This window comes from Ancylobacter moscoviensis (assembly GCF_007559435.1).
Taxonomy (GTDB): Bacteria; Pseudomonadota; Alphaproteobacteria; order Rhizobiales; family Xanthobacteraceae; genus Ancylobacter; species Ancylobacter moscoviensis.
In genome coordinates this window covers 765,455-792,099 of sequence record NZ_VMBP01000002.1, presented here as the reverse complement: position 1 = coordinate 792,099, position 26,645 = coordinate 765,455, and the positions used below count along the sequence as shown (strand labels likewise).

At 67.8% G+C, this 26,645-nt stretch carries 27 protein-coding genes; 14 read left to right on the top strand and 13 right to left on the bottom strand.

Going from position 1 to position 26,645, the window contains the following annotated elements:
• Positions 1-35 precede the first annotated feature (35 nt).
• Positions 36-782: a proteasome-type protease gene (locus FO470_RS09830; RefSeq protein ID WP_144342734.1), complete on the top strand. Its 747-nt coding sequence runs from the start codon at positions 36-38 to the stop codon at positions 780-782.
• 290 nt (positions 783-1,072) lie between these two features.
• Positions 1,073-1,819 (top strand): SDR family oxidoreductase, encoded by a 747-nt coding sequence (locus tag FO470_RS09825; protein ID WP_144342733.1) that lies wholly within the window; start codon positions 1,073-1,075, stop codon positions 1,817-1,819.
• Positions 1,820-1,842: 23 nt separating this feature from the next.
• Here FO470_RS09825 and FO470_RS09820 read toward each other — a convergent pair whose 3' ends face one another.
• Entirely contained in the window at positions 1,843-2,445 is a 603-nt protein-coding gene (locus FO470_RS09820) for an exopolysaccharide biosynthesis protein (RefSeq protein WP_186291894.1), read from the bottom strand.
• 126 nt (positions 2,446-2,571) lie between these two features.
• Positions 2,572-2,886 carry an usg protein gene (locus FO470_RS09815; RefSeq protein ID WP_144342732.1) on the bottom strand — a complete coding sequence of 105 codons (315 nt, stop codon included), beginning with the start codon at positions 2,884-2,886 and terminating at the stop codon, positions 2,572-2,574.
• Between the two features lie 306 nt (positions 2,887-3,192).
• Here FO470_RS09815 and groES point away from each other — a divergent pair, with 306 nt between their 5' ends.
• Positions 3,193-3,507, top strand: a complete 315-nt coding sequence (groES, locus tag FO470_RS09810; protein WP_144342731.1) for a co-chaperone GroES — start codon at positions 3,193-3,195, stop codon at positions 3,505-3,507.
• 44 nt (positions 3,508-3,551) lie between these two features.
• Positions 3,552-5,189: a chaperonin GroEL gene (gene groL, locus FO470_RS09805; RefSeq protein WP_144342730.1), complete on the top strand. Its 1,638-nt coding sequence runs from the start codon at positions 3,552-3,554 to the stop codon at positions 5,187-5,189.
• A 269-nt stretch (positions 5,190-5,458) separates the two neighbouring features.
• Here the strand turns inward: groL and FO470_RS09800 are convergent, their stop codons facing one another.
• The 4 genes from FO470_RS09800 to FO470_RS09785 are packed head-to-tail and all read right to left on the bottom strand — an operon-like array spanning position 5,459 to position 9,181.
• Complete coding sequence (locus FO470_RS09800) at positions 5,459-6,094, bottom strand: ABC-type transport auxiliary lipoprotein family protein (RefSeq protein ID WP_246659537.1); 636 nt, start codon at positions 6,092-6,094, stop codon at positions 5,459-5,461.
• 42 nt (positions 6,095-6,136) lie between these two features.
• Positions 6,137-7,183, bottom strand: coding sequence for an MlaD family protein (locus FO470_RS09795; RefSeq protein WP_144342728.1), 1,047 nt, complete (start codon positions 7,181-7,183; stop codon positions 6,137-6,139).
• Positions 7,184-7,190: 7 nt separating this feature from the next.
• Positions 7,191-7,973 (bottom strand): ABC transporter ATP-binding protein, encoded by a 783-nt coding sequence (locus tag FO470_RS09790; RefSeq protein WP_144342848.1) that lies wholly within the window; start codon positions 7,971-7,973, stop codon positions 7,191-7,193.
• A gap of 59 nt (positions 7,974-8,032) precedes the next feature.
• On the bottom strand, positions 8,033-9,181 hold the full coding sequence (locus tag FO470_RS09785) for an ABC transporter permease (protein ID WP_144342727.1): 1,149 nt from the start codon (positions 9,179-9,181) through the stop codon (positions 8,033-8,035).
• Between the two features lie 246 nt (positions 9,182-9,427).
• Here FO470_RS09785 and dgcA point away from each other — a divergent pair, with 246 nt between their 5' ends.
• A complete protein-coding gene (gene dgcA / locus FO470_RS09780; protein WP_144342726.1) occupies positions 9,428-10,405 on the top strand; it encodes an N-acetyl-D-Glu racemase DgcA in 978 nt (325 codons plus the stop codon).
• On the opposite strand, the gene FO470_RS09775 is transcribed toward dgcA, so the two are convergent.
• Positions 10,402-11,589, bottom strand: a complete 1,188-nt coding sequence (locus FO470_RS09775; protein ID WP_246659536.1) for an MFS transporter — start codon at positions 11,587-11,589, stop codon at positions 10,402-10,404. The genes dgcA and FO470_RS09775 overlap by 4 nt on opposite strands.
• A gap of 66 nt (positions 11,590-11,655) precedes the next feature.
• Positions 11,656-12,462 carry a bifunctional hydroxymethylpyrimidine kinase/phosphomethylpyrimidine kinase gene (thiD, locus tag FO470_RS09770; RefSeq protein WP_144342724.1) on the bottom strand — a complete coding sequence of 269 codons (807 nt, stop codon included), beginning with the start codon at positions 12,460-12,462 and terminating at the stop codon, positions 11,656-11,658.
• A gap of 294 nt (positions 12,463-12,756) precedes the next feature.
• Between thiD and FO470_RS09765 the strand changes: the two genes are divergently transcribed.
• Entirely contained in the window at positions 12,757-12,993 is a 237-nt protein-coding gene (locus FO470_RS09765; protein ID WP_144342723.1) for an Lrp/AsnC ligand binding domain-containing protein, read from the top strand.
• Between the two features lie 4 nt (positions 12,994-12,997).
• On the opposite strand, the gene FO470_RS09760 is transcribed toward FO470_RS09765, so the two are convergent.
• Genes FO470_RS09760 through FO470_RS09750 form a run of 3 tightly spaced genes read right to left on the bottom strand, consistent with a single transcriptional unit; the run spans position 12,998 to position 15,131 of the window.
• Positions 12,998-13,924 carry a DMT family transporter gene (locus tag FO470_RS09760; RefSeq protein ID WP_144342722.1) on the bottom strand — a complete coding sequence of 309 codons (927 nt, stop codon included), beginning with the start codon at positions 13,922-13,924 and terminating at the stop codon, positions 12,998-13,000.
• Between the two features lie 57 nt (positions 13,925-13,981).
• Complete coding sequence (locus tag FO470_RS09755; RefSeq protein WP_246659535.1) at positions 13,982-14,683, bottom strand: cytochrome b/b6 domain-containing protein; 702 nt, start codon at positions 14,681-14,683, stop codon at positions 13,982-13,984.
• A gap of 1 nt (position 14,684) precedes the next feature.
• Positions 14,685-15,131, bottom strand: a complete 447-nt coding sequence (locus tag FO470_RS09750; RefSeq protein ID WP_144342720.1) for a cytochrome c — start codon at positions 15,129-15,131, stop codon at positions 14,685-14,687.
• A 259-nt stretch (positions 15,132-15,390) separates the two neighbouring features.
• Between FO470_RS09750 and FO470_RS09745 the strand changes: the two genes are divergently transcribed.
• The 4 genes from FO470_RS09745 to FO470_RS09730 all read left to right on the top strand — a co-directional run bounded on the left by FO470_RS09745 (position 15,391) and on the right by FO470_RS09730 (position 18,980).
• Entirely contained in the window at positions 15,391-16,206 is an 816-nt protein-coding gene (locus tag FO470_RS09745) for a universal stress protein (RefSeq protein ID WP_144342719.1), read from the top strand.
• 172 nt (positions 16,207-16,378) lie between these two features.
• A complete protein-coding gene (locus FO470_RS09740; protein WP_144342718.1) occupies positions 16,379-16,975 on the top strand; it encodes a LysE family translocator in 597 nt (198 codons plus the stop codon).
• A 122-nt stretch (positions 16,976-17,097) separates the two neighbouring features.
• Positions 17,098-17,916: a UDP-2,3-diacylglucosamine diphosphatase gene (locus FO470_RS09735; RefSeq protein ID WP_186291914.1), complete on the top strand. Its 819-nt coding sequence runs from the start codon at positions 17,098-17,100 to the stop codon at positions 17,914-17,916.
• A complete protein-coding gene (locus FO470_RS09730; protein WP_144342716.1) occupies positions 17,916-18,980 on the top strand; it encodes a glycosyltransferase family 4 protein in 1,065 nt (354 codons plus the stop codon). The genes FO470_RS09735 and FO470_RS09730 overlap by 1 nt, the downstream gene beginning before the upstream one ends.
• A 22-nt stretch (positions 18,981-19,002) precedes the next feature.
• Here the strand turns inward: FO470_RS09730 and FO470_RS09725 are convergent, their stop codons facing one another.
• Positions 19,003-19,992: a threonine ammonia-lyase gene (locus FO470_RS09725; RefSeq protein ID WP_144342715.1), complete on the bottom strand. Its 990-nt coding sequence runs from the start codon at positions 19,990-19,992 to the stop codon at positions 19,003-19,005.
• Between the two features lie 145 nt (positions 19,993-20,137).
• On the opposite strand from FO470_RS09725, the gene FO470_RS09720 reads away from it, so the two are divergent.
• Entirely contained in the window at positions 20,138-20,758 is a 621-nt protein-coding gene (locus FO470_RS09720; RefSeq protein WP_144342714.1) for a helix-turn-helix domain-containing protein, read from the top strand.
• A 63-nt stretch (positions 20,759-20,821) separates the two neighbouring features.
• On the opposite strand, the gene FO470_RS09715 is transcribed toward FO470_RS09720, so the two are convergent.
• The gene (locus tag FO470_RS09715; RefSeq protein ID WP_144342713.1) at positions 20,822-23,038 is read right to left on the bottom strand and encodes an esterase-like activity of phytase family protein; all 2,217 of its coding nucleotides are present in this window, start codon (positions 23,036-23,038) and stop codon (positions 20,822-20,824) included.
• Positions 23,039-23,305: 267 nt separating this feature from the next.
• Between FO470_RS09715 and FO470_RS09710 the strand changes: the two genes are divergently transcribed.
• The 3 genes from FO470_RS09710 (at position 23,306) to FO470_RS09700 (ending at position 26,582) form a co-directional block, all read left to right on the top strand.
• On the top strand, positions 23,306-24,445 hold the full coding sequence (locus tag FO470_RS09710) for a TRAP transporter substrate-binding protein (RefSeq protein WP_144342712.1): 1,140 nt from the start codon (positions 23,306-23,308) through the stop codon (positions 24,443-24,445).
• Between the two features lie 182 nt (positions 24,446-24,627).
• The gene (locus tag FO470_RS09705) at positions 24,628-25,254 is read left to right on the top strand and encodes a TRAP transporter small permease subunit (RefSeq protein WP_144342711.1); all 627 of its coding nucleotides are present in this window, start codon (positions 24,628-24,630) and stop codon (positions 25,252-25,254) included.
• Complete coding sequence (locus FO470_RS09700) at positions 25,254-26,582, top strand: TRAP transporter large permease (protein WP_144342847.1); 1,329 nt, start codon at positions 25,254-25,256, stop codon at positions 26,580-26,582. Before FO470_RS09705 ends, FO470_RS09700 begins: the two co-directional genes overlap by 1 nt.
• Positions 26,583-26,645: the final 63 nt, after the last annotated feature.

Sequence of the window (26,645 nt, the reverse complement as noted above, 5' to 3'; positions counted from 1 at the left end):
CAGGGGCACCGGCGGCGTAGGGGAAAGCGCCTTTCATGACCTATTGTTGCGGTATCCTGGTGCGTGACGGCCTCGTCATGATCGCCGACACCCGGACCAATGCGGGGCTCGACAACGTGTCGACCTTCCGCAAGCTCCACGTGTTCGAGGAGCCCGGCCGGCATGTGCTGGCGCTCTCCACCGCCGGCAACCTCTCCATCTCCCAGGCCGTGATCAGCACGCTGCAGGAAGGTCTCGACAATCCGGAAACCGGGCAGAAGGAGACGCTCTCCACCTGCTCGTCGATGTTCCGGGCAACGCAGCTCGTCGGCCGCGCGGTGCGTCACGTCTACGAGCTTTATGGAGACGCGCTGAAGGACGCCGACGTCCGCTTCGACGTCTCCTTCCTGTTCGGCGGGCAGGTGAATGGCGGCCGGATGCGGCTGTTCATGATCTACTCGGCCGGCAACTTCATCGAGTGCACGAGCGACACGCCCTTCCTGCAGATCGGCGAGCACAAATACGGCAAGCCGGTGCTGGACCGCTCGATCGGCTTTGACATGGACCTCTACGACGCGCTGAAGTCGGGCCTGATCTCGATGGATTCGACCATGCGCTCCAATCTCGGCGTCGGCATGCCGATCGACATTCTCGTGGCGCGGCGGGATGCCGGCCATTCCGAGCTGAACTACCGCATCGAGCCGGGTGAGCCCTATTTCCACGACCTGCGCGAGCGCTGGTCGGCGGCCCTGCGCGCCGCGCACACCGCCATTCCGCGCCCGCCCTACGGGCGTCAGCGCTGATCGCCAGAAGAAAGGGCCGGACGCATCGCTGCGACCGGCCCTTCTGCTTGGGCGTCCCTCATTCGTCAGGTAATGAGGTACAAAAGAATGATGATCGGAATCGGAATACCGATGAGCCACATCAGAATGGCGGGCATGATCGTTCACCTCCCGTCAGAATGACTTGTCCTATGCAGCTTTAACGCGGACATCTCTTCGAGGTTCCCGCCGTCGACGAAGAGCGATGCGGGATATGCGGCTTGTCCGCCGCCGGCACCTCGTCCATCTTCGCCCGCCTCGGGAGGAAACACATGAACGCCAATCGCATCGCCCTCGTCACCGGCGCCGGCACCGGCATCGGCAAGGCCGCCGCGCTCGCCCTTGGCGAGGCCGGCTTCACCGTCGTGCTCACCGGGCGCCGGGCCGAGCCGCTCGACGCCGTGGCGGCGAGCCTCGACGGCAAGGGGCACGTCGTCACCGCGGACATCAGCGCCCCCGCCTCCGTCTCCGCCCTGTTCGACACCGTCGCCGCGCGCTTCGGCCGGCTGGACGTCCTGTTCAACAATGCCGGCGGCTGGTCCGCTGCGACGCCGATCGAGGACATTCCGCTGGAAGACTGGCAGCGCGTGGTGAATGTGAACCTCACCGGCGTGTTCCTGTGCACGCAGCACGCCATCCGGCTGATGAAGGCGCAGGACCCCAAGGGCGGCCGCATCATCAACAACGGCTCGATCTCCGCCCACGCCCCGCGCCCGCTGACCGGCCCCTACACGGCAACCAAGCACGCCGTCACCGGCCTCACCAAGCAGGTCGCGCTGGAAGGCCGGGCCCATAACATCGCCTGCGGGCAGATCGATATCGGCAATGCCGACACCGACATGGCGGTGAAAATGAAGACCGGCATCCTCCAGGCCAACGGCCAGATCATGGTCGAGCCGACCTTCGATCCCGTCCACGCCGGCCGCGCCGTCGCCTACATGGCGAGCTTGCCGCTCGACGCCAACGTGCTGACCATGACCATCATGGCGACCAGCGCTCCCTTCGTCGGGCGGGGGTGAGACGCCAACCGGCGGGCGGGACGTCAGATGACAGCCAGCGCGCCCTGGAACAGCAGCCAGCTCAACAGGCCCATGACGCCGAGGCTGATCAGCGTGGCGACGACGCCGGCGGCGATGAACACGCCGTCGCGCTCCACCAGCCCGAGGCCGAGGATGACGACGGCGATGCCCGGCGGCAGATTGCCGAAGATCGGGATCGGCAGCAGCAGCAGCAGGCCGAGCAGCACCACCATGCCGCCCAGCACGAAGCGCGCCGACGGCGAGGAGAAATAGGGCAGCCGCGGGCGCGAATAGCCCTCGAAGCGGCGGATCCATTTCAGCGAGCCGTTGACGATCTTCTCCAGCAGCGCGCGCGAGATCGTCCGGTTCGCCAGCCAGCGCGGCAGCCAGAGCTCATCGCGCCCCATCACCATCTGCACGCCGACGAGGCACAGCAGCACGCCGCAGATAACCGGCAGGCCCGGCGGCATCGGCAGGCAGTTGGGCAGGCCGAGCAGCAGGATCGACAGGCCGAAGGCGCGGTTGCGCAGGGCGTGCACGATCTCGCCCACGCCGATGCGTTCCGCCGAATGGGCGGTGACGATCGCGGAGAGCAGCTCCGACGTGCGCGGTGAGCGATGATCCAAGGGCCTGACCAGGTGCCTGCTTCCGGTACGGACGCCGGGGGCGGCACCCATTTCGCCGCCCTCATAGCACGTCGGAAGCGACAAGAAGAGGGCAGCCCGGTCAAAAGGCCCGTTGGTGATATCGGCTCAGTTCAGGCGGAACACGCCGTCCACGCTGCGCAATTCCGCCGGCTTGACGAGCCGTGCATGGGCGATGGTCACCGAGTGCAGCGGCCCCTCCAGCTCCCGCTTCCAGAACTCCAGGAAACGGTTCAGCTCGGGAAAATGCGGGCACAGATCGTAGTGCTGCCAGAGATAGGTTTGCAGGATCGCCGGATGATCCGGCATGCGGTAGAGGATCTGCGCGGTGGTCAGCCCGTAGCCTGCGAGCTGCCTGCGGAAATCCTCCGATACCGCTCCCTGCGACGCCACGCCATGCGGCGATGCCCCATGTCCTGCCATGCGGAACCTCCTTTCGCGAACGAATCCGATTCGTGCGGCCGGCCCCGTCCTTCGGCAAGGTTAATTTCTAAATTAACCTTCGATATCAATGCCTTGGCAGCATAGACGACGGAGTGCTGACAAAGCGGCGGATTAACCGTTGGCACTCACCGCTGATGACTGCTAATTTTTTCCCGGGCGCACCTTGCGCGGCATTTTCCCGCCGCCTAGATGTCCCCACGGTAAGCCGCCGGGAACGTGGGGCGCATGTCCTCGCCAGCCGCGCCTTACCGGATCAAGCGATCGTTCAGGATTTGGAGAGAACCGATGAAGTTCCGTCCCCTGCATGACCGGGTCGTGGTCAAGCGCATCGATGCGGAAGAGAAGACCGCGGGCGGCATCATCATTCCCGACACCGCCAAGGAAAAGCCCTCGCAGGGCGAGGTCGTCGCCGTCGGCCCCGGCGGCCGCGACGAGGCCGGCAAGCTCGTGCCGCCCGACCTCAAGGCCGGCGACCGCGTGCTGTTCGGCAAGTGGTCGGGCACCGAGGTCAAGATCGACGGCGTCGATTACCTCATCATGAAGGAAGCCGACATTCTCGGCGTGCTGGAAGGCACCACCGCGGCCAAGAAGGCCGCGTGAGGCAGCCCTGACGCTGCTCGCAACGCTTCACCGGAGAAAGAAACATGTCTGCCAAGGAAGTTAAGTTCGCTGGCGACGCGCGCGAGAAGATGCTGCGCGGCGTCGACATTCTCGCCAACGCGGTGAAGGTCACGCTCGGCCCGAAGGGCCGCAACGTCGTCATCGAGAAGAGCTTCGGCGCCCCGCGCATCACCAAGGACGGCGTCACCGTCGCCAAGGAGATCGAGCTCGAGGACAAGTTCGAGAACATGGGCGCCCAGATGGTGCGCGAAGTGGCCTCGAAGACCAATGACCTCGCCGGCGACGGCACCACCACCGCCACCGTGCTGGCCCAGGCCATCGTGAAGGAAGGCGCCAAGTCGGTCGCCGCCGGCATGAACCCGATGGACCTCAAGCGCGGCGTCGACCTCGCCGTCGAGGCGATCGTCGCGGACCTGAAGAAGAACGCCCGCAAGGTCACCTCCAACGCCGAGATCGCCCAGGTCGGCACCATCTCCGCCAATGGCGACGCCGATGTCGGCAAGTTCCTCGCCGAGGCGATGCAGAAGGTCGGCAACGAGGGCGTCATCACCGTCGAGGAAGCCAAGACCGCCGACACCGAGCTCGACGTGGTCGAGGGCATGCAGTTCGACCGCGGCTACCTCTCGCCGTACTTCATCACCAACGCCGAGAAGATGCGCGTGGAGTTCGAGGATCCCTACATCCTCATCCACGAGAAGAAGCTCTCCGGCCTTCAGGAACTGCTGCCGGTCCTCGAGTCCGTCGTGCAGACCTCCAAGCCGCTGCTGATCATCGCCGAGGACGTCGAGGGCGAGGCCCTGGCCACGCTCGTCGTCAACAAGCTGCGCGGCGGCCTGAAGGTCGCGGCCGTGAAGGCGCCGGGCTTCGGCGACCGCCGCAAGGCCATGCTGCAGGACATCGCCATCCTGACCGGCGGCACCGCGATCTCCGACGATCTCGGCATCAAGCTCGACACGGTGACCCTCGCCATGCTCGGCCGCGCCAAGAAGGTGGTGATCGAGAAGGAGAACACCACCATCGTCGACGGCGCCGGTGCCAAGAAGGACATCGAGGGCCGCGTCGCGCAGATCAAGGCGCAGATCGAGGAGACCACCTCGGACTACGACCGTGAGAAGCTCCAGGAGCGTCTGGCCAAGCTCGCGGGCGGCGTCGCGGTGATCCGCGTCGGCGGTGCCACCGAGGTCGAGGTCAAGGAGAAGAAGGACCGCGTGGACGACGCGCTGCACGCCACCCGCGCGGCCGTCGAGGAAGGCATCCTGCCGGGCGGCGGTGTCGCCCTGCTGCGTGCCACCAAGGCGCTGGACGGTATCAAGACCGCCAATCCCGACCAGAAGACCGGCGTCGACATCGTGCGCCGCGCCATTCAGGCCCCCGCCCGTCAGATCGCCAGCAATGCTGGCGAGGACGGCTCCCTGATCGTCGGCAAGATCCTTGAGAAGGACACCTACGCCTACGGCTTCAACGCGCAGTCGGGCGAGTATGTGGACATGTTCAAGGCGGGCGTCATCGATCCGGCCAAGGTCCTGCGCTCCTCTCTGCAGAACGCGGCCTCGGTCGCCTCGCTGCTCATCACCACCGAGGCGATGATCGCCGAGCTGCCGAAGAAGGCCGCTCCCGCCCCGGCCATGCCGGGCGGCGGCATGGGCGGCATGGACTTCTGAGGACGCCCACCGAAGCCGCCCGGCGAAACGCCAGAAACCTGAAGTCGGCATCAGCCGACTTCAGCGGGCGGCGGCATGGGCGGAATGGACTTCTGATCGAAGTCGAATTGCCTTCGAATGCAGAAAGGCGCGGCGCGAGCCGCGCCTTTTTTGTTTCCGTCGAAAGATCCGCACACACACAGATCGAGAGGATCTGGGCACCCGTACCGATAACAAAAAGCCCGGCCGAAGCCGGGCTCGTCCTCCACTTCAAGAATCGGCCGTAACCCTCAGAAACGACTCGATGCCCAGCGCACGATCTCGACGAACACCTCGTCCGAGGCCGCGTCGATGGCCCGCGTCGCATCGGGCCCGCTCGTGGAGGCGGCCGGCGCCGTGGCCCTGAACACCTCGGCCGCAGCGATCCGGCCCGTGCTGCTGGCGACGATCTTCACCGACACCTCGACCACGGCCTCGGCACTCCCGTCCGAGGTGCGCAGCCCGAAGGCACGGAGGTCCGACAGGAGCGTGTAGTCGGCGCTGAGCCCGTCGCCCGCACGCCCGACCGAGCGGCCGCGATTGCCGTTCTCGAAGGACTCGATCAGCCGCGCCTGGAACAGCGCCGGCAGGCGGTCGCTCCACTGGGCACGGTCGAGATAGGTGATCTGGCCCGGCGCCGGCTCGACGACGATCCGCTCGGTATCCAGCACCTGCAGCGCGCTCGGCGGGCCGATCACCAGCAGTCCCGTACCGCGGCGTGGCGCGCTGAAGTCTCCGGGAGCCGTCAGGTCGAAGGTCGGCACCGATTTGTCGCCGCCGGCGAGCAGCGCGCCGCATCCACCCAGCGTCAGGGCAACAGCCAGCACGCTGGCGCACGCGGCAAGCCTGTGTTCCGGCTTGCTGCGACCGGTCTCGTCAAAGGTCACGTTTGCTCCCCTGCCCCCGTGAGTTCCCCAGAGCCCCATCGACTAGCGCCCACTGTAGCTGGGGACGTTTGTCCCGCCAAAGATGAACTGGCGCGGGTTGCGTTCGAAGTTGCGGAAAACCCGCTCGATCTCGGACAGGGTGCGCCGTCCGTCCACCGCCAGCGCCTCGTACTGGCGCAGGCCCGGCCCCGTGAACTTGTTGAGGTTGACGGAAAGCTCGGCGGTGCGCGTGTCGAGATTCGCGGCCAGCTTGCGCACCTCGGCGGCGGCGCTGGTGATCTCGCTGAACATGCCCTTGCCTTCCTCGCTCGTGGTCATCGCGTTCACGTTGTCGAGGATCGTGTCGAACTTCGCCGCCATCTTGTCGAGCTGGGCGGTGAAGCGACTGATGTCGTCCACCGTGTTGCCCACCTTCTTCGGATCGAAGGAGGTGACGACCTTGTCGAGATTGTCCGATAGCCGGCTGATCTGCTCGGCCGCGCCGCCCACCTGCTTGAGGAAGCTGTCGACGCTGCCGGCATTGTCGCCCAGCGCCTTGCTGAACTTGTCGACATTGTCGATCACCGAGGCGATCTTGGAGTCGTTGGCCTTGATCAGGTCGTCCACCCGCGTGGCGATGTCGTCGATCCGGCCCAGCACCTCGCGGGCCGAGCGCATGAGGTCCTGCACCGCCGAGGTGTTGGCGTCGATGGTCGGCAGTCCGCCCTCGGGCGGCGTCGGCAGCGGCTGGGCCTGCGTCGACCCGCCGACCAGCCCGACCGAGGCGAGGCCGGTGAGCAGCTGCGAATCGAGATTGGCGCGAGTATCCGACTTGACCGGCGTGCTGGGCTGTACGGCGATGGTGGCGATCACCTTGCGCGGGTCCTGCGGATCGATGCGCAGCCCCGTCACCTCGCCGACCGGAATGCCGTTGAAGGTCACCGCCGAGCCGGTCTGCAGCCCGCTGACGACCCCGCTGAACACGACGTCGTAGGAAACGCGCGGCCCGCGGCTGTTCGATCCGGTGAACCACCAGACGAACAGGAATCCCGCCGCGACGACCAGAAGCGTGAACAGGCCGATAATGATGTAGTTGGCGCGTGTCTCCATGTCGGCCTCAGCGCGCCTCCTCTTGCCCGAAGCCGGCGGCGCGCGCCCGCTTGCCGTGGAAATAGGCGGAAACCCAGGGATGCTTCGACGCCAGCATGGTTTCGATCGGTCCGACTGCGATGATCTTGCCCTCGCCGAGCGCCGCAATGCGATCGCAGACCGTATGAAGGCTGTCGAGATCGTGGGTTACCATGAATACCGTCAGCCCCAAAGTCTGCTGCAATGTCGCGATCAGATCGTCGAACTCCCCGGCCCCGATGGGGTCGAGACCCGATGTGGGCTCGTCGAGGAACAGGATTTCCGGGTCGAGCGCGAGGGCGCGAGCGAGCGCCACGCGCTTGATCATGCCGCCCGAAAGCTCCGACGGCGCCTTCTCCGCGACATCCGGCGCGAGGCCGACCATTTCAAGCTTGGCGATGGTCAGCTCGTCCATCAGCGCCGGGGAAAGGTCGAGATATTCGCGCATCGGAAACTGGATGTTCTGCCGCACGCTCAGCGAGGAGAACAGCGCCCCCTGCTGGAACAGCACGCCCCAGCGCCGCTCCAGCTGCCGGCGCTCGGCATAGCTGAGCGTGTCGAGGTCCTGCCCGAACACCTCGACGGTGCCCGAGCGCTTCGGCACCAGCCCGAGAATGGTCCGCGTCAGCACCGACTTGCCGCCGCCGGAGGCACCGACGAAGCCGAGAATCTCGCCGCGCATCACGTCGAGCGACAGGCCGTTGAGGATGATGCGGTCGCCGAAGCCGACCACCACGTCGCGGACGCGGATGATCGGCTCGCCGGGTGCCACCTCCCGCCCCGCCGTGCTGCCGTTCCGTGTGGTTTCGCCTTCGGCCTGCACCGCGCGCCTCACATGTCGATCGCGGCGAAGAACATGGCGAACAGGCCGTCCACCACGATCACGAGGAAGATCGCCTTCACCACCGAGGCGGTGGTGTGTGCGCCGAGCGATTCGGCGCTGCCGCCCACCCGCATGCCTTCCATGCAGGCGATGAGGCCGACGATGGCGGCCATGAACGGCGCCTTGATCATGCCGACCTCGAAGGTGTTGAGGGCGATGGCCTCCCGCAGCCGGTTGATGAAGATCTCCGGCGAGATGTCGCCATAGAGCCAGGCCACCAGCCCGCCGCCGAACAGCGCGCACATATTGCCGATGAAGGTCAGCAGCGGCACGGCGATGATCAGCGCCACGAGGCGCGGCAGCACCAGCACCTCGTTGGGGTCGAAGCCCATCACCCGCAGCGCGTCGACCTCCTCGCGCATGCGCATGGAGCCGAGCTCCGCGGTGAAGGCGCTGCCCGAACGGCCCGCCACCATGATGGAGACGATCAGCACGCCCAGCTCGCGCAGCGTGAGGATGCCCACCATGTCGACCACATAGGTCGTCGCGCCGAACTTGCGGAAATGGAAGATGCCCTGCTGCGCGATGATGCAGCCGATGAGGAAGGTGATCAGCGCCACGATCGGCACCGCGCGCAGCCCGGTGCGTTCGAGGTGATAGATCATCGACGTCCAGCGGAAGGTGTGCGGGCGCACGATCACGCGCAGGAACGATGTGATCACCGCGCCGATGAACGACAGCAGCGCCAGCGCGTCCTTGCCGGTGGCGACCACCGTGCGGCCGGTGACGTAGAGGCCGCCGACCAGCGGATTCAGCGGCTTCTTGCGCGGGGGAACCTCGTGGCAGCCCTTGATGATCTCGTCGAGCAGCGGGCGGAAGCGCTGCTCCAGCCCGACGATCTGGTAGCGCACCCCGGCCGCGTCGAGCCCGCGCAGCAGCCGGTCCAGCACCACCGCGCCGAGCGTGTCGAACAGGCGCACGCCGGAAAGGTCGAGCCGCGCCGTCTCGGTCTGCGCCGCCGTCACCTCGCCGAGCGCCGAATCGACGCTGCCCTCCAGCGCCCGGCCCTGCCCGGCCACCCAGCGGCCATTGCCCACGAACACGAGTTCGCGGCCATTGCGGGCGGTGGCCAGAAGCGGCGCTTCAGCGGCTCCCAAGATCGGTTTCCTTCCCTGACGGCACCTTCAACGGAACGAAGCCGCCAATCGCCAGATTCCCTATGTGTTTCATAGCGGTGAGGGTCCGGGTCGTCGAGCCGTCCGGCCCTCGAAACGAATTTATGATGGCGGATCGGCCGCTTAATGCCCGCCACTGTGCTTTCGCGGCGACGCCTGCCGGCGGGCGGGCGGCATTATGCTCCAAACCCATCGTCGATTCGCGGCTCCTCCCACCCCTTCTTGGCCATGACCGAGCTCCTCGTCACCCCGGAACGCTTCCCCATCCGCGGCAGCTTCACCATCGCCCGCGGCTCGAAGACCGAAGCCGCCGTCGTCACCACGACCCTGCGTGACGGCACCTTCGTCGGCCGCGGCGAATGCGTGCCCTATGCGCGCTATGGCGAGAGCGTAGAAGGTGTGACGGCCGCTTTGACCGCCCTCGAGGGCGCCGTCGCCGCCGGCCTCACCCGCGAGGCGCTGCAGGCCGTGCTGCCGGCCGGCGCGGCGCGCAACGCGCTCGACTGCGCCATGTGGAACCTCGAGGCCAAGCGTGCCGGCGTCCGCGTGCACGAGCTCGCCGGCCTGCCGGCGCCGAAGCCGGTGGTCACGGCCTACACGATCAGCCTCGGCACGCCGCAGGGCATGGCGGACGCCGCCGCCGCGTGCGGGCACGAGCTGCTCAAGCTCAAGCTCGGCGCGGAGGGCGATCCCGAGCGCCTCGCCGCCATCCGCGCGGCGGTGCCCGGCGTGCGGCTGATCGTCGACGCCAATGAGGGCTGGACCGCCGCCAACCTCGTGGCCAACCTCGCGGCTTGCGAGAAGGCCGGCGTCGAGCTGGTCGAGCAGCCCCTGCCGGCCGACGACGACGCGCTTCTCGACCGGATCGCCCGCCCGGTCCCGGTCTGCGCCGATGAGAGCGCGCACGGCCTCGACAGCCTGCCGAGCCTGATCGGCCGCTACGACGCGCTCAACATCAAGCTGGACAAGACGGGCGGCCTCACCGAGGCGGTGGCGCTCGCCCGCGCCGCACGGGCGGCCGGCCTCGACATCATGGTCGGCTGCATGGTGGCAACCTCGCTCGCCATGGCTCCGGCGCTGCTGCTCACGCCGCTCGCCCGGGTGGTCGATCTCGACGGTCCGCTGCTGCTGGCCGCCGACCGCACGCCGTCCCTGCGCTATGAGGGCAGCGTGGTCCATCCGCCCGAACCCGCGCTCTGGGGCTAGCCGGCCCCCGTCCGGCCGGCGACGGCCCCGTCGTCCCGCATCCGGCCGGCGACGAGGGCGAGCAGCGCCCCCAGCGCGCCGAAGGCCGCCGAGGCGAGGAAGGCGCGCGTTCCGAAGGCCTGCCAGAGCGGACCGGAGGCCAGCGTCGCCCCGGCCATGGCAATGGCCGTCGCCCAGGCCGCCATCGCCTGCACGCTCGCCCCGCGCCCCGGCGGCGCATGGCGCGCCACCAGTTCCACCGTGCCGAGATAGGTGCAGCCGAACGTCACCGCGTGCAGCGGCTGCAACAGCAGCAGCAGGGCGGTCGGCGGATCGAAGGCCATGGCGCCGAAGCGCAGCACGCCGGTCGCCCCGCCCAGCAGCAGCAGGCGCTCCGCCCCGAGCCGGCGCGTCACCCGCGTGCCGAAATGGAACAGCACCACCTCGGCGATGACGCCGAGCGACCACAGGAGGCCGATGACGGTGTCGGAGAGCCCCCTGGCGTGCCAGTGGATCGAGGCGAAGGCGTAGAGCACCGCATGCGCTCCCTGCGCCAGCGCCGCCGCCGCCATGCCGACCAGCAGCACCGGCGCGAGGCCCGCCAGCCCGCCGCCCGGCGGGCCTTCCTCCTGCCGCGGCGGCGCCTTCACCTCCTCCAGCGTCGCCGCCGCCAGCGCCGCCGCGCCGCTCGCCCCGACGATGAGCCAGATCACCGCGTCGCGCGGCACCTGCCCGAAGACCACCCCGCCCAGCAGCGCGCCGGCGACGAGGTTGCCGCCGATGAAGGCCATGGAGCCCCACAGCCGCACCCGCCCGTAGTCCAGAATTCCCTCGCGCCGCCGCGCCACCGCATAGGCATCGAGAACCGGCAGGCTCGGCTGCCAGAAGATGGCGGTGAGACCGAGCCCGATGAGGATGAACGCGGCATTCGGGGCGATCGCGATGCCGGCAAAGCACAGCGCCGTCGCCAGCGCGTAGCCGATCAGCGTGGCGCGCGGCCGGCCGCTGCGGTCGGCCAGCACGCCGCCCAGCGGCATGGTGAGCAGGCGCACCGTCTGCGGCACGGCGAGCGCCAGCGCGATCATCGCCGCGTCGAAGCCCCGCCCCTCCAGCCAGATCGGGAAGAACGGCATGAAGACGCCGATGCCGAAGAACAGCCCGGCATAGACGGAGGCGATGGCGTGGCGCGGGGCGATGAGGGGCACGAGACGACTCGCGAAAAATCGCCGCCTCGATAGCAGTCCCGCTCCCCGCTTACGAGCGCGAAGCGCTCACCACCAGGCGTGGAAGTGGTGCACCGGCCCGTGGCCCCGCCCGATCTCCAGCTCCTCGGAGCGGGCGAGTGCGCGGGTCAGGTAGTCCTTCGCCCCCTCCACCGCCGCCCGCAGCGGCAGGCCCTTGGCAAGGCCGGCGGCGATCGCCGAGGAAAGCGTGCAGCCCGTGCCGTGCGTGTTGCGGGTCGAGACGCGCGGTGCGCTCAGCTCGAAGAATCCACCCTCGTCGAGCAGCACGTCGGTGCTCTCCGGCCCCTCGCCGTGGCCGCCCTTGATCAGCACCGCGCGCGGCCCCAGCGCCTTGAGCCGCTCGGCCTGCCCGCGCACCTGAGCGAGGTTTTCGGCCGGGGCCTCGTCGAGCAGCGCCGCCGCCTCCGGCAGGTTGGGGGTGATCAGCAGCGCGCGGGGCAGCAGCAGCGACCGCAGCGATTCCACCGCCTCCGGCACCAGCAGCCGGTCGCCGGACGCGGCGATCATCACCGGGTCGAGCACGACCGTGGACTGGCCGTGCCGCGCGAGACCCGCCGCCACCGCCTCGATGGCCTCGGGCCGGGAGAGCATGCCGATCTTCACCGCGTCGACCGCGAGGTCGGAGAACACGGCATCGATCTGCGCGGCGATGAAGCCGGGCGGAACATCGTGGATGCCGGTCACGCCGAGCGTGTTCTGCGCCGTCAGCGCGGTGATGACGCTGGCGCCGTAGACGCCGAGCGCGGAGAAGGTCTTGAGGTCCGCCTGGATGCCGGCACCGCCGCCGGAATCGGAACCCGCTATCGTTACCGCGATCGGTGTGGAACCGCCCATCTCAACGCCTCCCTCGCCGCGTGAAGGCCGGGAGCGTCTCCGCCCGGACGGTCCTCCGCCCCGGGCGTGCGCGATCCGTTTCCTCCGCCGGCATGACCCGGATCAGGTTCGTGGGTTGGCAAGACGCCTCTCAGCCCGCGCGCCTTGCGGCGGATGGGCACCCCAACGTGATCGTTCTCGCGAGATAGGCGAAGCCGTCCCCCGGCGCAAGCGCGCGCCGAACGGCGGAGGGGTTGCGCGCGAACCGGGCTTCTGTTCCTTATCGGCCTCCCGCCCCGAAGCCGGAAGGTCGCGATGGTCCCTTTCTTCATGCAGATCAAATGCCACCTCGGCCGCTCCTATGAGGTAGCGAACGCCATCGCCGACGCCGAGATCGCCTCGGAGATCTACTCGACCGCCGGCGAGTTCGACCTGCTGGTGAAGTTCTACGTTCCCGAGGACACGGACATCGGGCATTTCGTCAACGCCAAGGTGCAGCAGTTCCCGGGCATCCTCGACACCCGGACCATCATCACCTTCAAGGCGTTCTGAGGCGTCAGGCCGCCGGCCCCGAAGGCGGCGTCGCGGCCTCTTCCTCCCGGCGCCGCTCGATGCCGAGCTGGCGTTCGCGCCAGATGACGAAGAGGCCGGCGCCGATCACGATGGCCGCGCCGATAACCACGAGCAGCGGCGGAATCTCGGCGAACAGGATGAAGCCGAGCAGCAGCGACCACAGCATGGCCGAATAGGCGAAGGGCGCGACGACCGAAGCCGGCGCGTAGCGGTAGCTCTCGGTGAGCAGGATCTGGCCGATGCCGCCGAGCACGCCGATGGTCACCAGCAGCACGGCCTCGCTCACGCTTGGCACCACCCAGCCCCATCCGGCCGTGGCCAGCCCCGCCACCGCCGCCAGCGCCTGGAAATAGAACACGATGGCGGGCGTGGTCTCGGTCCGCGTCAGCCGGCGCACCTGGATCATCGCACCTGCCGTGCAGCCGGCGGCGACCAGCGCGAAGGTCGCCCCGAGCACCTGCTCGACGCTGTCGAGCGCACCCGACATATGCGGCCACAGCATCACCACCACGCCGCCGAGGCCTACCGTCACCGCCGCCCAGCGATAGATCTGCACCCGCTCGCGCAGGAAGATCGCCGCCAGCACCACGGTGAGAAGCGGCGCGGTGAAGCCGATCGCCGTCACGTCGGCGAGCGGAAGCCGCGCCAGCGCCGCGAAGCCGAGCCCCATGGCGCAGACGCCGATGGTGCCGCGCACGATGTGGCCGAGAGGATGGGCGGTGCGTATCGCCGCGCTGATCTCGCCGCGCCACGCCAGCAGCGCCATCAGCGGGAACAGGGCGAAGAACGAGCGCGAGAAGACCACTTCGCCGGTCGGAACGCGATCCGAGACGATGCGGACAAGGGCCGACATGATGGTGAAAAGGAACGTCGCGCAGATCTGAAGCGCGATGCCCTTGAGCGCGTGCATGGTGGCGCCATGGAGCACGAGTCCGGCCCGCCCGCAAGCGGGTCGGACTCCTATATTTCACGGGAAGGGATCGCCCCCCGCCAGCGCGATGCCGCCGAACACGACGGCAATCGCCGCCGCGAGGCACGCCAGCGCCCTGCCGATCGCCCCCGGCGTCGCCGGCGCACGGTCGACGAAGCTCCCGGCCGGCTTGCGGCCGGTGATCATGGCGGCGATCAGATTGTCCCGCCCGAACAGCGAATAGGCGAGGTTCACCGCCACGTGCAGGCCGATCAGGGCCAGCAGGAACGGGTAGAGCCGCTGGTGCCATGCCGAGGCGCTGGCGATGGTGGCGTCGCTCGCCACCGCCGTCATCGGCCCGTAGACCACGATGTCGTCGCTGGTGAACAACCCCGTCAGCCCCTGCGCCGCCACCAGCGCCAGCAGCGCCGCGACCATCCATCCCCCGGCGGGACTGTGGCCGAGGAAATGCTGCGGGCGCCCGCGTAGCAGGCTCGCCGCATAGGCGGCCACCGCGCCCGGCCCGCGCAGGAAGCCGGCAAAGCGTGCCGTCGAGCCGCCGACGATTCCCCAGAACAGCCGGAACACCACCAGCACGAGGATGGCGAGCCCGTTCCACTGGTGCCAGACGAGCCCGATATCGCCGTAATACTTGCTGGCGAAGGCGAGCCCCACCAGCGCGGCCAGCAGCCATTTGGCCAGCCGCGTCGGCAGGTCCCACGCCAGCACGCGCGCCGGCGATTCGGCGGAGGCGGTCACGTCAGCTCTTCTGGCGATAGACATCGTGGCAGCCGCCGCAGCTGCGCAGCACGCCGGGCATGTTGGCCTTGAAGCTCGCCTCGTCGGTGATCGCCGCCCGCGCGGCGGTGGCGTCGGCCTCGAACCTGGCGAAGCGGGCGTCGAAATCGGCCTTGTCCTTCCACACCGCCGCCAGCGCATCGGTGTCCGGGCCGGGGCCCGAGCCCTCGGGGAAGAGGCCCGGCAGCGCCTTGGCGCCCTTGATGTAGGCGTCGAGCGCGGCCTGCACCGCCGCGAGGTCGAACGCGGCGCTTCCGCGCAGCATGCCGCCCACCGGGCGGGTCAGGGTGCCGAACTCCTTCAGCACCGCCTGGCGCTGCTTGACGACATCGGACTGCGCGACCACCGCGGTGGCGGCGACGACGGCGAACATGGCGACTGCGGTGGCAGCCGTCAGGCGACGAACCATGGAATGCTCCCTCACTGCCGTGCTGCGACGCAGCACGTCCCGGGCGCCACCTTATTGGTGCTCAAAACAATCGCAATCGGCCGGAGGTCGCGTTCGCGAGGTCGTGAAGTGCGCGCGCGAAGGCATGGCGGTCCTCGCCGCGATACGGTATCGAAAATACCTAATGCCTCTTGCGGATCGTGGTTTTCCGAATTCTCATCACCGCCGTTGTGACCTTACGTCAAAACCAAGAACTTCCCGCCATCGGAGAGAAGCGCCCATGTCCATCCGTACCGTCCTCCTGCACGCCGCGCCCGACTCGGGGTTCGATGATCGCCTCGCCTTTGCCGTCGCCCTGGCCCGCCAGTCCGGCGCCGCGCTGAAGGCGATCTACACGCTCTATCCCGCCGGCGTGCCGCGCGTCGGCCGTGCCCTCTCCATCTACGTCAATGAGCTGGTGCACGAGGCCAGGCAGAAGGAAGCCGGCCTCAAGGCCCACTTCGAGCAGGCCGCCGCCGCGGCCGGCGTGGCCACCACCTGGCAGACGGTCGAGGGCGAGGTCACCTCCGCGCTCCGCAATGAAGTGACCTTCGCCGACGTCACCGTGGTCAGCGAGACGCCCTACGGCACGGTGGACGACCAGCTCGCGGCCACCCTGCCCGAGCACCTCGCCCTCGCCTGCAACGGCCCGGTGGCGGTGGTGCCGACCGGCAAGCCGGTGCCGGCCCGCATCGGGCGCGTGCTCGTGGCCTGGAAGCCCTCGCGCGAGGCCGGCCATGCGGTGCGCTTCGCCCTGCCCCTGCTCGCCACCGCCGAAGAGGTGGAAGTGCTCACCATCGAGGAAGGCGACGCCTCGGTCGCCGAATCCGGTGCCCGCCTCGCCGCCTATCTCGCCACCCATGGCGTGAACGCCCGCCACCGCCACGCGGTCGAGAGCCCGGTCGGCACCGCCATCGCCAACGAGGCGCAGAAGTTCAAGGCCGATCTGCTGGTGATGGGCGTCTACAGCCGCTCCCGCCTTGCCGAGATGGTGCTCGGCGGCGTCACCGCCTCCCTGCTCACCGAGCCGCCGGTGCCGCTGCTCGTCGCCCACTGACGACATCGCCCGGCGCATCGCGCGCCCGCCCACGACACGCGCCGCCGGCTCCCTGCCGGCGGCGTCTTTCTTTTGCCGGCGAGGCCGCGCCGTTTCGGGTTGCGCCCGGCGAACCGGCGCTCTAGCTCTGCGCGGCCCGAGCCGGCGCCGCCGGCGGGCCGAGGAGTCTCCCGTGCCGAGCCCGTTCCTGCCCCTGTTCCTGTTCGCCCTCGCGGGCGCGCTCACGCCGGGCCCCAACAACATGATCTCGGCCGGCTCGGGCGCCGCCTTCGGCTTCCGGCGCACCCTGCCGCAGATCTGGGGCGTCACCGTCGGCTTCACGGTCATGATCGTCGCCATCGGCATGGGGCTGGGAACGCTGTTCATGGCGATCCCCTACATGCACCAGACGCTCAAGGTCGTCGGCTCGCTCTATCTGCTCTATCTCGCCTGGAAGATCGCCAATGCCGGCGGACCCGGCGGCGGCACCGCCATGGAGCAGCCGATGACACTGCTGCAATCGGCGCTGTTCCAGTGGGTCAACCCGAAGGCATGGACCCTCGCGCTCAGTATGGTCCCGGCCTTCACCACCGTGGGCGGGGAGCGCCTGTTCGCCGAGGTGGCGATGATCGCCGCCGTCTCCGGCATCGTCACCTTCCCGAGCCTGTGCCTGTGGGCCGGCTTCGGCGCCCTGCTCGCCCGCCTGCTCGCGACGCCCGGCCAGCAGCGCATCGTCAACTACGTGATGGCCGCGCTCGTCGCCGCCAGTGTGGCGATGCTCTTCGTGTGAGCCTCCTGCCCTCGCGGACTCAACGGCGCTGCGGCGCAGCATCCGTCATAAAAGCGTGATGCGAGTCGGGCTTATGTCCGCTCATGAACGCATCGCCGGGCCCGCTGGAGGGCATGACCGAGATGGCTTCCGAGGTGAACGACGCACCCGAGGCGCGCCGGTACCGCAGCCTCTTCCTGTCCGACATCCATCTCGGCACCAAGGGGTGCCAGGCCGATCTGCTGCTGGATTTCCTGCGCTACCACGACGCGGACAGCATCTACCTCGTCGGCGACATCGTGGATGGCTGGCGTCTGCGCTCCGGCTGGTACTGGCCGCAGGCCCACAACGACGTGGTGCAGAAGCTGCTGCGAAAGGGCCGCAAGGGCGCGCGCATCGTCTACCTCCCGGGGAACCACGATGAATTCCTTCGCGACTATTACGGCAATCATTTCGGCGGCATCGAGGTGGTCGACACGGCGGTCCACGAAGCCGCCGACGGCAAGCGCTACCTCGTCATCCACGGCGACGTGTTCGACGTCGTGGTCCGCCACGCCAAATGGCTCGCCTTCCTCGGCGATGGCGCCTACACCGCCGCGCTCGGCATCAACACCTATCTCAATTGGATACGGCGCAAGCTCGGCTTTCCCTATTGGTCTCTGAGCCAGTGGGCCAAGCTGAAGGTGAAGAACGCGGTCAACTTCATCGGCCGCTTCGAGGAAGCCGTGGCGACCGAGGCCCGCCGCCACAAGGTGGACGGCGTGATCTGCGGCCACATCCATCACGCCGTCATTCACGACGGCTTCGGCGTCCAGTATCTTAACTGCGGCGACTGGGTCGAAAGCTGCACGGCGATCGTCGAGCACGAGGATGGCCGCTTCGAGCTGATCGATTGGGCCCGCCACACCCGGGCGCGGGTGAACGCGCCATTGCTGCTCGAACGGCCGAAGGTCGCTGCCTGATGCACATTCTCATCGCGACGGATGCCTGGCTCCCGCAGGTGAACGGGGTCGTCCGCTCGCTGCAGAACACGGCGCGCGAGGCCGCGACGCTGGGTGCGCGCATCGACTTCCTCACCCCGCTGGATTTCCGCACCGTGCCGATGCCGACCTATCGCGAGATCCGCCTCGCCCTCGCCACGCCCGGCCGCGTGGCGCGCCGCATGGACGAGATCGGCGCCGATTTCGTGCACATCGCCACCGAAGGCCCCATCGGCCTGATGGCGCGGCGCGTCTGCCTCGGGCGCGGGCAGAGCTTCACCACCAGCTACCACACGCGCTTCCCGGAATATCTCTCGGCCCGCGCGCCGGTGCCGGAGGCACTGTCCTATGCGTGGCTGCGGCGCTTCCACAATGCCGGCGCCGGGGTGATGGTCTCCACCCCCACGCTGGAGGCCGAACTGCGCGGGCGCGGCTTCCGCAACATCATGCGCTGGTCGCGCGGCGTCGATGCGGAGCTGTTCCGCCCACGCCCCTATGAGGAACTCGACGCCCTCGTGCGCGACCTGCCGCGCCCCATCTTCCTCTCGGTGGGCCGGGTGGCGGTGGAGAAGAACATCTCCGCCTTCCTCGATCTCGACCTGCCCGGCAGCAAGGTGGTGGTCGGCGAGGGTCCGGCCCGCGCCGAGCTTCAGGCGCGGCACCCCAACGTGCATTTCCTCGGGCTGAAGGAAGGCGAGGCGCTGGCCCGCATCTACGCGGCGGCCGATGTCTTCGTCTTTCCGAGCCTCACCGACACCTTCGGCATCGTGCTGCTGGAAGCGCTGGCGAGCGGCCTGCCCGTCGCGGCCTTCCCCGTCACCGGCCCGCGCGACGTGATCGGCGAGGCCGCTTCGGACACGCCGGTCGGCATCCTCACGGACGATCTGCGGCAGTCGGCCCTCGGCGCGCTCGAACTCGACCGCGCCGCCGCGCGCGCCTATGCGCTGCGCTTCACCTGGCGGGCCTGCACCGAGCAGTTCCTGGGCAATATCGAGACCGCCCACGCCCGCGCGAACGCCGCCCGGCAGCAGGCCGCGGTGAGCTGAGCTCCCGTCCTCAGGCCCGCTTTCAGGCCGCGGCGAGGCAGCGGGCGAAGAGAGCGCCGTCGACATTGCCGCCGGACAGCACGATGGCGGCGACCTTGCCCTTCAGGTCCAGCTTGCCGGCCAGCACGGCGGCCAGCGCCACCGCCCCACCGGGCTCCACCACGATCTTCAGTTCCTCGAAAGCGAAGGCCACCGCCCGCGCCACTTCCTCGTCGGTGGCGGACACGCCCTCACCGACGATGCGCGAGGAAATCTCGAAGGTCAGCTTGCCCGGCGTCGCCGCCAGCAGCGCGTCGCAGATCGAGCCCGTGACCCGGTTGTTGCGCTCGCGCCCGCCGGAGCGGAAGGAGCGCGCATGATCGTCGAAGCCGGCCGGCTCGGCGGTCATCACCCGCGCCTCGGGAAAGTGATGCTTCACCGCCAGCGCGATGCCCGAGATCAGGCCGCCGCCCGAGGCGTTGGCCACCACGACGTCCGGCACGAGGCCGCGCGCGGCGAGGTCTTCCGCGATCTCCAGCCCCACCGTGCCCTGCCCGGCGATGATGTGGAAATCGTCATAGGGCGGCACGAACACCGCGCCGCGCTCGCGCGCGATCTCGCCGGCGATGGCGTCGCGGTCGTCATGCTCGCGGTCGTACTCCACCACCTCGCCGCCGAAGGCGATGGTGCGCGCCCGCTTCATCGCCGGCGCATCCTTCGGCATCACGATGACCGAAGGCATGCCCATCAGCGTCGCGGCGGCCGCCACGCCCTGCGCGTGGTTGCCGGACGAGCAGGCCACCACGCCGCCGGCGCGCTGGTCCTCGGGGATGCGGGAAATGCGGTTATAGGCGCCGCGGAACTTGAACGAGCCGGTGCGCTGCAGCGGCTCGGGCTTGAGGAACACGCGGCCCCCGACCATCTCGTCGAGGCGCGGCGAGGAGATCAGCGGCGTGCGCACCGCCACGCCGGAAAGGCGCTCGGCGGCGGAGGCCACGTCGTCGATGGTGGGGAGTGCGTTGCTCTGCATCATGCGACGAGCTTAATCCGGTAGCAGGTAGCACGCACCCGATTTCGGCACTGTTGCGCTACGGATTCCGCTACTCGCCGCACCACGCTTGCACCGCCTTGCCGGGGCGACCTAAATGTATGTCCCATAACGCAAACCAGGAGCGGGCATGTCGGGCCGCACGCGCAGTCTTGATCGAGGCGGCATGGATGCCGGGGCACAGGCCATCACGGGCCAGCTCGGCCGCACCATCCAGCGCCTGCGCAAGGCCTACAATCTCTCGCTTTCCGAGCTTTCCGAGCAGTCCGGCGTCGCCAAGTCGATCATCAGCCAGATCGAGCGCAACGAGACCAACCCGACGCTCGCAACCGTCTGGCGTCTCTCGCAAGCCCTTGATGTATCGATCGATCGCTTCATGGCGGCGACGGACGACGAGCCCTTCGTCGAGCACCTGACCCGTGGCGACACGCCGATCCTGGTCTCCGAGGACGGCAAGTGCCGCCTCACCATCACCGGCTGGATCAAGACGGTCGAATGGCTGCAATGGTTTGATTTCGTTGCCGAACCGGGCGGCGAGCTGGTCTCCGACGGCCACCAGCGCGGCTCGGTGGAGTGCCTGTCGGTGCTCTCCGGCGAGCTCCAGGTGGAGTGCGGCGACATCATCGAGACCGCGCGGGCGGGCGAGACGCTACGCTACCGCTGCGACCGCCGCCACATCATCCGCAACCTCGGTAGCGAGCACGCACATGCTACCATGGTATGCCTGCTCAAAGCCGCCGTACTCGATTGAAAACCTAGTAATTTCAAAGCGTAAGCGAGCGCCCTGAAACGCCCGCTTCACTTGTTGCGCTACTCAGTCCAGCTTGCCGAGCGGGATGAACTGCGTCTCGCCGGAGGAGCCGTCCACACCGTCATTGTCGGTGACGATGAAGGCGTTGCCGGCGGCGTCGATGGCGAAGCTCTCCACCTTGTCGAGCACATAGCCCTTCGGCGCCTGAAGCAGCGGCAGCAGGTCCTTCACCTTGCTCTTGGAAAGGACCGGCGGCTGCGCCTCGCTGCCCAGCGGCGCCGGCGTCACGCCCTTCAGCGAGACGAAAGTCAACTTCTTGATCTTCGCGTCCACTCCGATCTGGTTGTCGCGCTCGATAGCAATGAAGCCGTCCTTGTAGGGCGTGAGCTCGGACAGGCCGACCCAGCCCTTGGCAACTGTGTCGAGCGGGTAGCGCACGTAGCTCCAGCTCTTCGCCGCCGGCTTGTAGGCGAGAAGCTTCACGAAGCCCTTGGGATCGTCCTTCCACTCGCGCTGGACGGCGATCCATACGGTCTCGTCGGCGCCCGAACCGGTCACCGCCACGCCCTCGAAGCCGAAGCGGGTCGCCTGCCCGGCCAGCGCTTCCGGGAGAGTAATCTCCTCCGCGACCGTCCCGTCGGCGTCGACACGCAGCAGCAGGTTCTGCGTGGGCTTCTCCTTCTTCTCGGGGTTGCCTTCCGACACCACCCAGAAGCCGCCTTCCGGACGCACGGCAATCCCTTCGAGATCGAGGTCCTTGGCCGGCTCGCCACCCTTGGTGAGCACGGTCGCGGCGACGATCTTCGCCGGCAGCGCCGTGGCGTCGACGGTCAGGATGCGCGCCTGGGCATAAGCGCTGTCGGTGACGGCGTAGAGCTTGCCCGGCGTCTTCGGATCGGCGGCGAAGCCCGACAGGGCCGACCACCAGATCGGCAGCCCGTCCGCCCCGTCGGCGGAAAGGATCGTCGGATAGGCCGGCTTCGCGCCGGGTTGACGCTGATAGACGGTGACGACCGAACCGATGCCGCCATCCTCGCGCAGATCGGTCTCCGAGGCGGTGACAAACAGGTCGCGGGCCGGAATGGCGATCAGGCCCTCAGGTCCCACGCCGCCCGGCAGTACCTGCAGGAACTCCGGCGCCTCGGCACCGCCCTTGTCGCGATAGACGAAGACCAGCGAACCGCGCTCCGAGGCGACGAAGATCAGGCGCTCACCGGCGAAGGTCGCGACTTCCGCGCCCTCCATCTCGATGCCCTTCTTGTTGCGCTTGTCGGGATAGTGGCCGAGCCGGACGGCGAGATGCTCGGGCGCCGCGCCGCTCTCGAACAGCAGCTTGCCGGTCTTGTCGAAGATGCTGAAGCCGCGCGAGCCGCCCTTCCAGTCGCCCTCATTGGCGATGACGAAGCGGTCCTCGTCGAGCCACTGCACGGTATCGGGCTCGCGGGGCACCGCCTTCAGCGAGCCGGACAGGTCGATCACCTTGTCCTTCTTGGTGTCGATCTTGTCGAGGTCCACGGTGCCGGCGGAGAAATGCGAGGTCACCTTGCCGGTCGGCAGATCGACCACCACGACGTGGTTGTTCTCCTGAAGCGTAACGACCACCTCGTTGCGGGCGTTGATGTCGACATATTCCGGCTCCGGATCCTCCGGCGCGACGGCAGCGAGGCCGGTCAGGTCCACCACCTTCTTGGACTCGTCGACGACGCGGCCGTTCTTCACCTCGAAATAGGTCAGGTTACCCGGCGGAGACTGCGGAATGGCGCCGTCGTTCACTTCCTCGTCGCGCTCGTTCTCGATAGCGATGGCGAGATAGCTGCCGTCCGGGCTCTTGGTCACGGAATCGGGCTGGCCGCCCAGATCGATCTTGTCCTCGACCTTGCGGGAGGCGATGTCGACCACGGCGAGATGGCCAGAAGGATTGGCTTTCGATTCCGAGGTATTCACCCCGACATAGGCCTTGCTGCCGATCACCACGGTGGTGGTCGGCTCGCCGTCGAGGGCGACGACGCCCGCCGGCTTCGGCATCGCCGGATCGGTGATGTCGATGAAGCCGATGCGCTTGCCGGGGCTGTCGCTGTAGATCAGCGTCCGGCCGTCCTCGGTGAAGGTGATGATCTCAGCGGCGGTCGACTTGGCCGGGTCGGCGCCGGCGGGCAGGTTCGCCACCACGTTGAAAGTCGAGATGCGGTTGAAGGCCGCGTCAGGGGCCTCGGCCGAGGCCGTGGAGACAGCAAGACCGAAGACCGCCGCCGACACGCCGGCAAGAAGAGTCGCACGCATGGAAGATCCCTCTCTGGGCAACGGGCGGAGGCCCGCATCGACGCCGTTCAAATCCGCCTGAATGACAGGCGGATGACAAAATCACCGGCGCGTGCCGCAGATGTGTCATTCCTTTCGACTTTGGTAGGATGCATTTTGCCGTAAAGGCGCGAATTTGGGCTTGCGCTTGACGTTTCGGCATCGTCTCCTTGCGTCATCGGGACAAGGCGATCAATCGCCGCCCGGCGGGCATGACCCGCAGAGGAAACGCCATAGGAGGAACCGCCCATGACCGAAACGTCAGGGAAGAGTGTGGACGCGCGTCACGACGTCCGCACCAGCCGACGCCGCTTCATCGCCACCGCTGCTGCCGCCGCCGGCGCGACCGTCGTCGCCGCTCCGGCCGTGCACGCACAGGCACCCATCAAGCTGAAATTCCAGTCGACCTGGCCGAACAAGGACATCTTCCACGAATTCGCCGGCGACTATGTGAAGCGCGTCAACTCCATGACCGGCGGGCGCGTCGAGCTCGAGCTTCTGCCGGCCGGCTCGGTGGTGCCCGCCTTCCAGATGCTCGACGCGGTATCCTCGGGCATCCTCGACGGCGGCCACGGCGTCGCCGCCTATTGGTACGGCAAGAACAAGGCGTTCTCGCTGTTCGGCACCGCGCCGGCCTTCGGCTGGGACGCCGACGAGCTGCTCGGCTGGATCCGCTATGGCGGCGGCCAGGAGCTCTATGACGACCTCGTCCAGAACACGCTGAAGCTCAACGTCGTGGGCATGCTGACAGGGCCGATGCCCAGCCAGCCGCTCGGCTGGTTCAAGAAGGAAATCACCACCGCCGACGACATGAAGGGCATGAAGTACCGCACCGTCGGCCTCGGAGCGGACCTCTTCAAGGAGATCGGCGCGGCCGTGACCATCGTGCCCGGCGGCGAGATCGTGCCCGCCATCGACCGCGGCCTGCTGGACGGCGCCGAGTTCAACAACCCGTCCTCCGACCTCGTGCTCGGCTTCCCGGACGTGGCCAAGGTCTACATGATCCAGAGCTACCATCAGGCGCTCGAATGCTTCGAGATCCTGTTCAACAAGACCAAGTTCGAGGGCCTGCCGAAGGATGTGCAGGAAATCCTGCGCGGCGCGGCCGACGCCACCTCCTCCACCATGATGTGGAAGGCGCAGGACCGCTATTCGAAGGACCTCGAAGCGATCAAGGCGCGCGGCGTGAAGGTGATGCCGACCCCCAAGCCGGTGCTCGAAACTCAGCTCAAGGCCTGGGATGCCGTAATCGCCAACCTCTCGGCCGACCCGGTCTTCAAGAAGGTCATCGACAGCCAGAAGGACTGGGCGAAGCGCATCGTCGGCTTCCGGCTCGAATATGAGCCGGACTCCAAGTTCGCCTACGACCACTTCTTCAAGACGGCCTGACCCGCCATGCGGCGCGCCCCTCTCCGAACCCGGAGGGGGGCGTTCGGGCTTTCATCGCGTCATCATCGGCTTCGCATCGGAGGACGCGCGCGCCGCGTCGCAGGGTGCCCTGCCGGCATGCGCCTGCGCCAGGAGACGGCCCTTGCGAGAGCCGTCGAAGGCCGTCGCCACGAGGCCACCCCATGCAATCCATCCTTCTCGGCGTTGACCGGCTGAACGCTTTCATCGGCAAGCTGTTCGCCTGGTGCATCGTCCTTCTTATGCTGGCGATCACCTACGAGGTGTTCCGCCGCTACGTCCTGCACGACCCCACCACCTGGGCCTACGACGTCAGCCTGATGCTGTATGGCGGGCTGTTCATGATGGCCGGCGCCTACACGCTGTCGCGCAACGGCCATGTACGGGGTGACTTCATCTACCGGAAATGGGCGCCCGCCACCCAGGCGAAGATCGATCTGGTTCTTTATTTCCTCTTCTTTTTCCCGGGCATCCTGGCGCTGATCTATTCGGGGTGGAACTACTTCTACCTCTCCTATCTGCTCAACGAGCACTCCTCCTTCAGCCCCGAGGGACCGGTGATCTGGCCCTTCAAGGCGCTCATCCCGATCACCGGCGTGATGCTGCTGCTGCAAGGCGTGGTCGAGGTCGTGCGCTGCCTCATCTGCATCCGCACCGGCGATTGGCCACAGCGCCTGCACGACGTCGAGGAGATGGAGAAGATCATCCTCGAGGAGGCGGCCACCAAGGACAATCCCGAAGAAGCGCTCAACGTGATCGAGCGTGACTCCACCACCCGAGGGTCCCTGTGATGTTTCTCTCCGATCCCGCCCTCGGCATCCTGATGCTGGTGCTGTTCCTGATCTTCCTGATGCTCGGCTTCCCCATCGCCTTCACGCTGATGGCTCTGGGTGTCGGCTTCGGCTACTTCACGCAAGGCGACAGCATCTTCCAGCTTTTCGTCCAGCGCACCTATTCGGTGATGGCCAACGACGTGCTGATCTCGATCCCGCTGTTCCTGTTCATGGGATATGTGATCGAGCGCGCGAACATCCTCGACCGGCTGTTCCGCTCCATCCAGCTCGCCGCGGGCTGGATCCCCGGCTCGCTCGCCGTCGCGACGCTGATCACCTGCGCCCTGTTCGCCACGGCGACCGGCATCGTCGGCGCGGTGGTCACGCTGATGGGGCTGCTCGCCTTCCCGGCCATGCTGCGCGCCGGCTACGACACGCGTATCGCCTCGGGCGTCGTCTGCGCCGGCGGCTGCCTGGGCATCCTCATCCCCCCCAGCGTGATGCTCATCCTCTACGGTGCCACGGCCGGCGTCTCGGTGGTGAAGCTCTATGCCGCCGCCTTCATCCCGGGCATCGCATTGGCGGGCATGTACATCGCGTACGTGATCATCCGGGTGATGATTAACCCGGCGCTGGCGCCCAAGCTTCCGGCGGCGGAGCGCAACGTCCCGGCCCTGACCATCGCCTGGGCGCTGCTGACCTCGTTCCTGCCTCTGGTGGCGCTGATCGTCGCGGTGCTCGGCTGCATCATCTTCGGCCTCGCGACGCCTTCGGAGGCGGCCGCCATCGGCGCCTTCGGCGCCATCATCCTGGCGCTGGCCTACCGCACCTTCAGCCTCGAAAAGCTGAAGGACTCGGTGTTCCTCACCGCGCGCGCCTCGGCGATGGTGTGCTGGCTGTTCGTGGGCTCGGCGGTGTTCTCCGCCGTCTTCGCCCTGCTCGGCGGCCAGCGCGTGGTCGAAGAGTTCATCATGGGGCTGAATCTGGGGCCGATCGGCTTCCTGATCCTCACCCAGGTGATCATCTTCGTGCTGGGCTGGCCGCTGGAATGGACGGAGATCATCGTGATCTTCCTGCCCATCTTCCTGCCGCTGCTCGACCATTTCGGCATCGACCCGATCTTCTTCGGGGTGCTGGTAGCGCTGAACCTGCAGACCTCGTTCCTGTCGCCACCCGTGGCGATGGCACCTTTCTACTTGAAAGGCGTGGCACCGAAGCATGTCTCCATCGACGAGATTTTCTCCGGCGTGATGCCCTTCATCTTCATCGTCGTTCTGGCGATGGTGCTGCTCTACACGGTGCCGGACTTCGCGCTCTGGCTGCCGAACTATCTGTACGGCGGTTGACGACGCGCGCTAAGGGCGCAGGAAAGGAAACGGGCCCGGCGACGGGCCCGTTTTCACATGCGC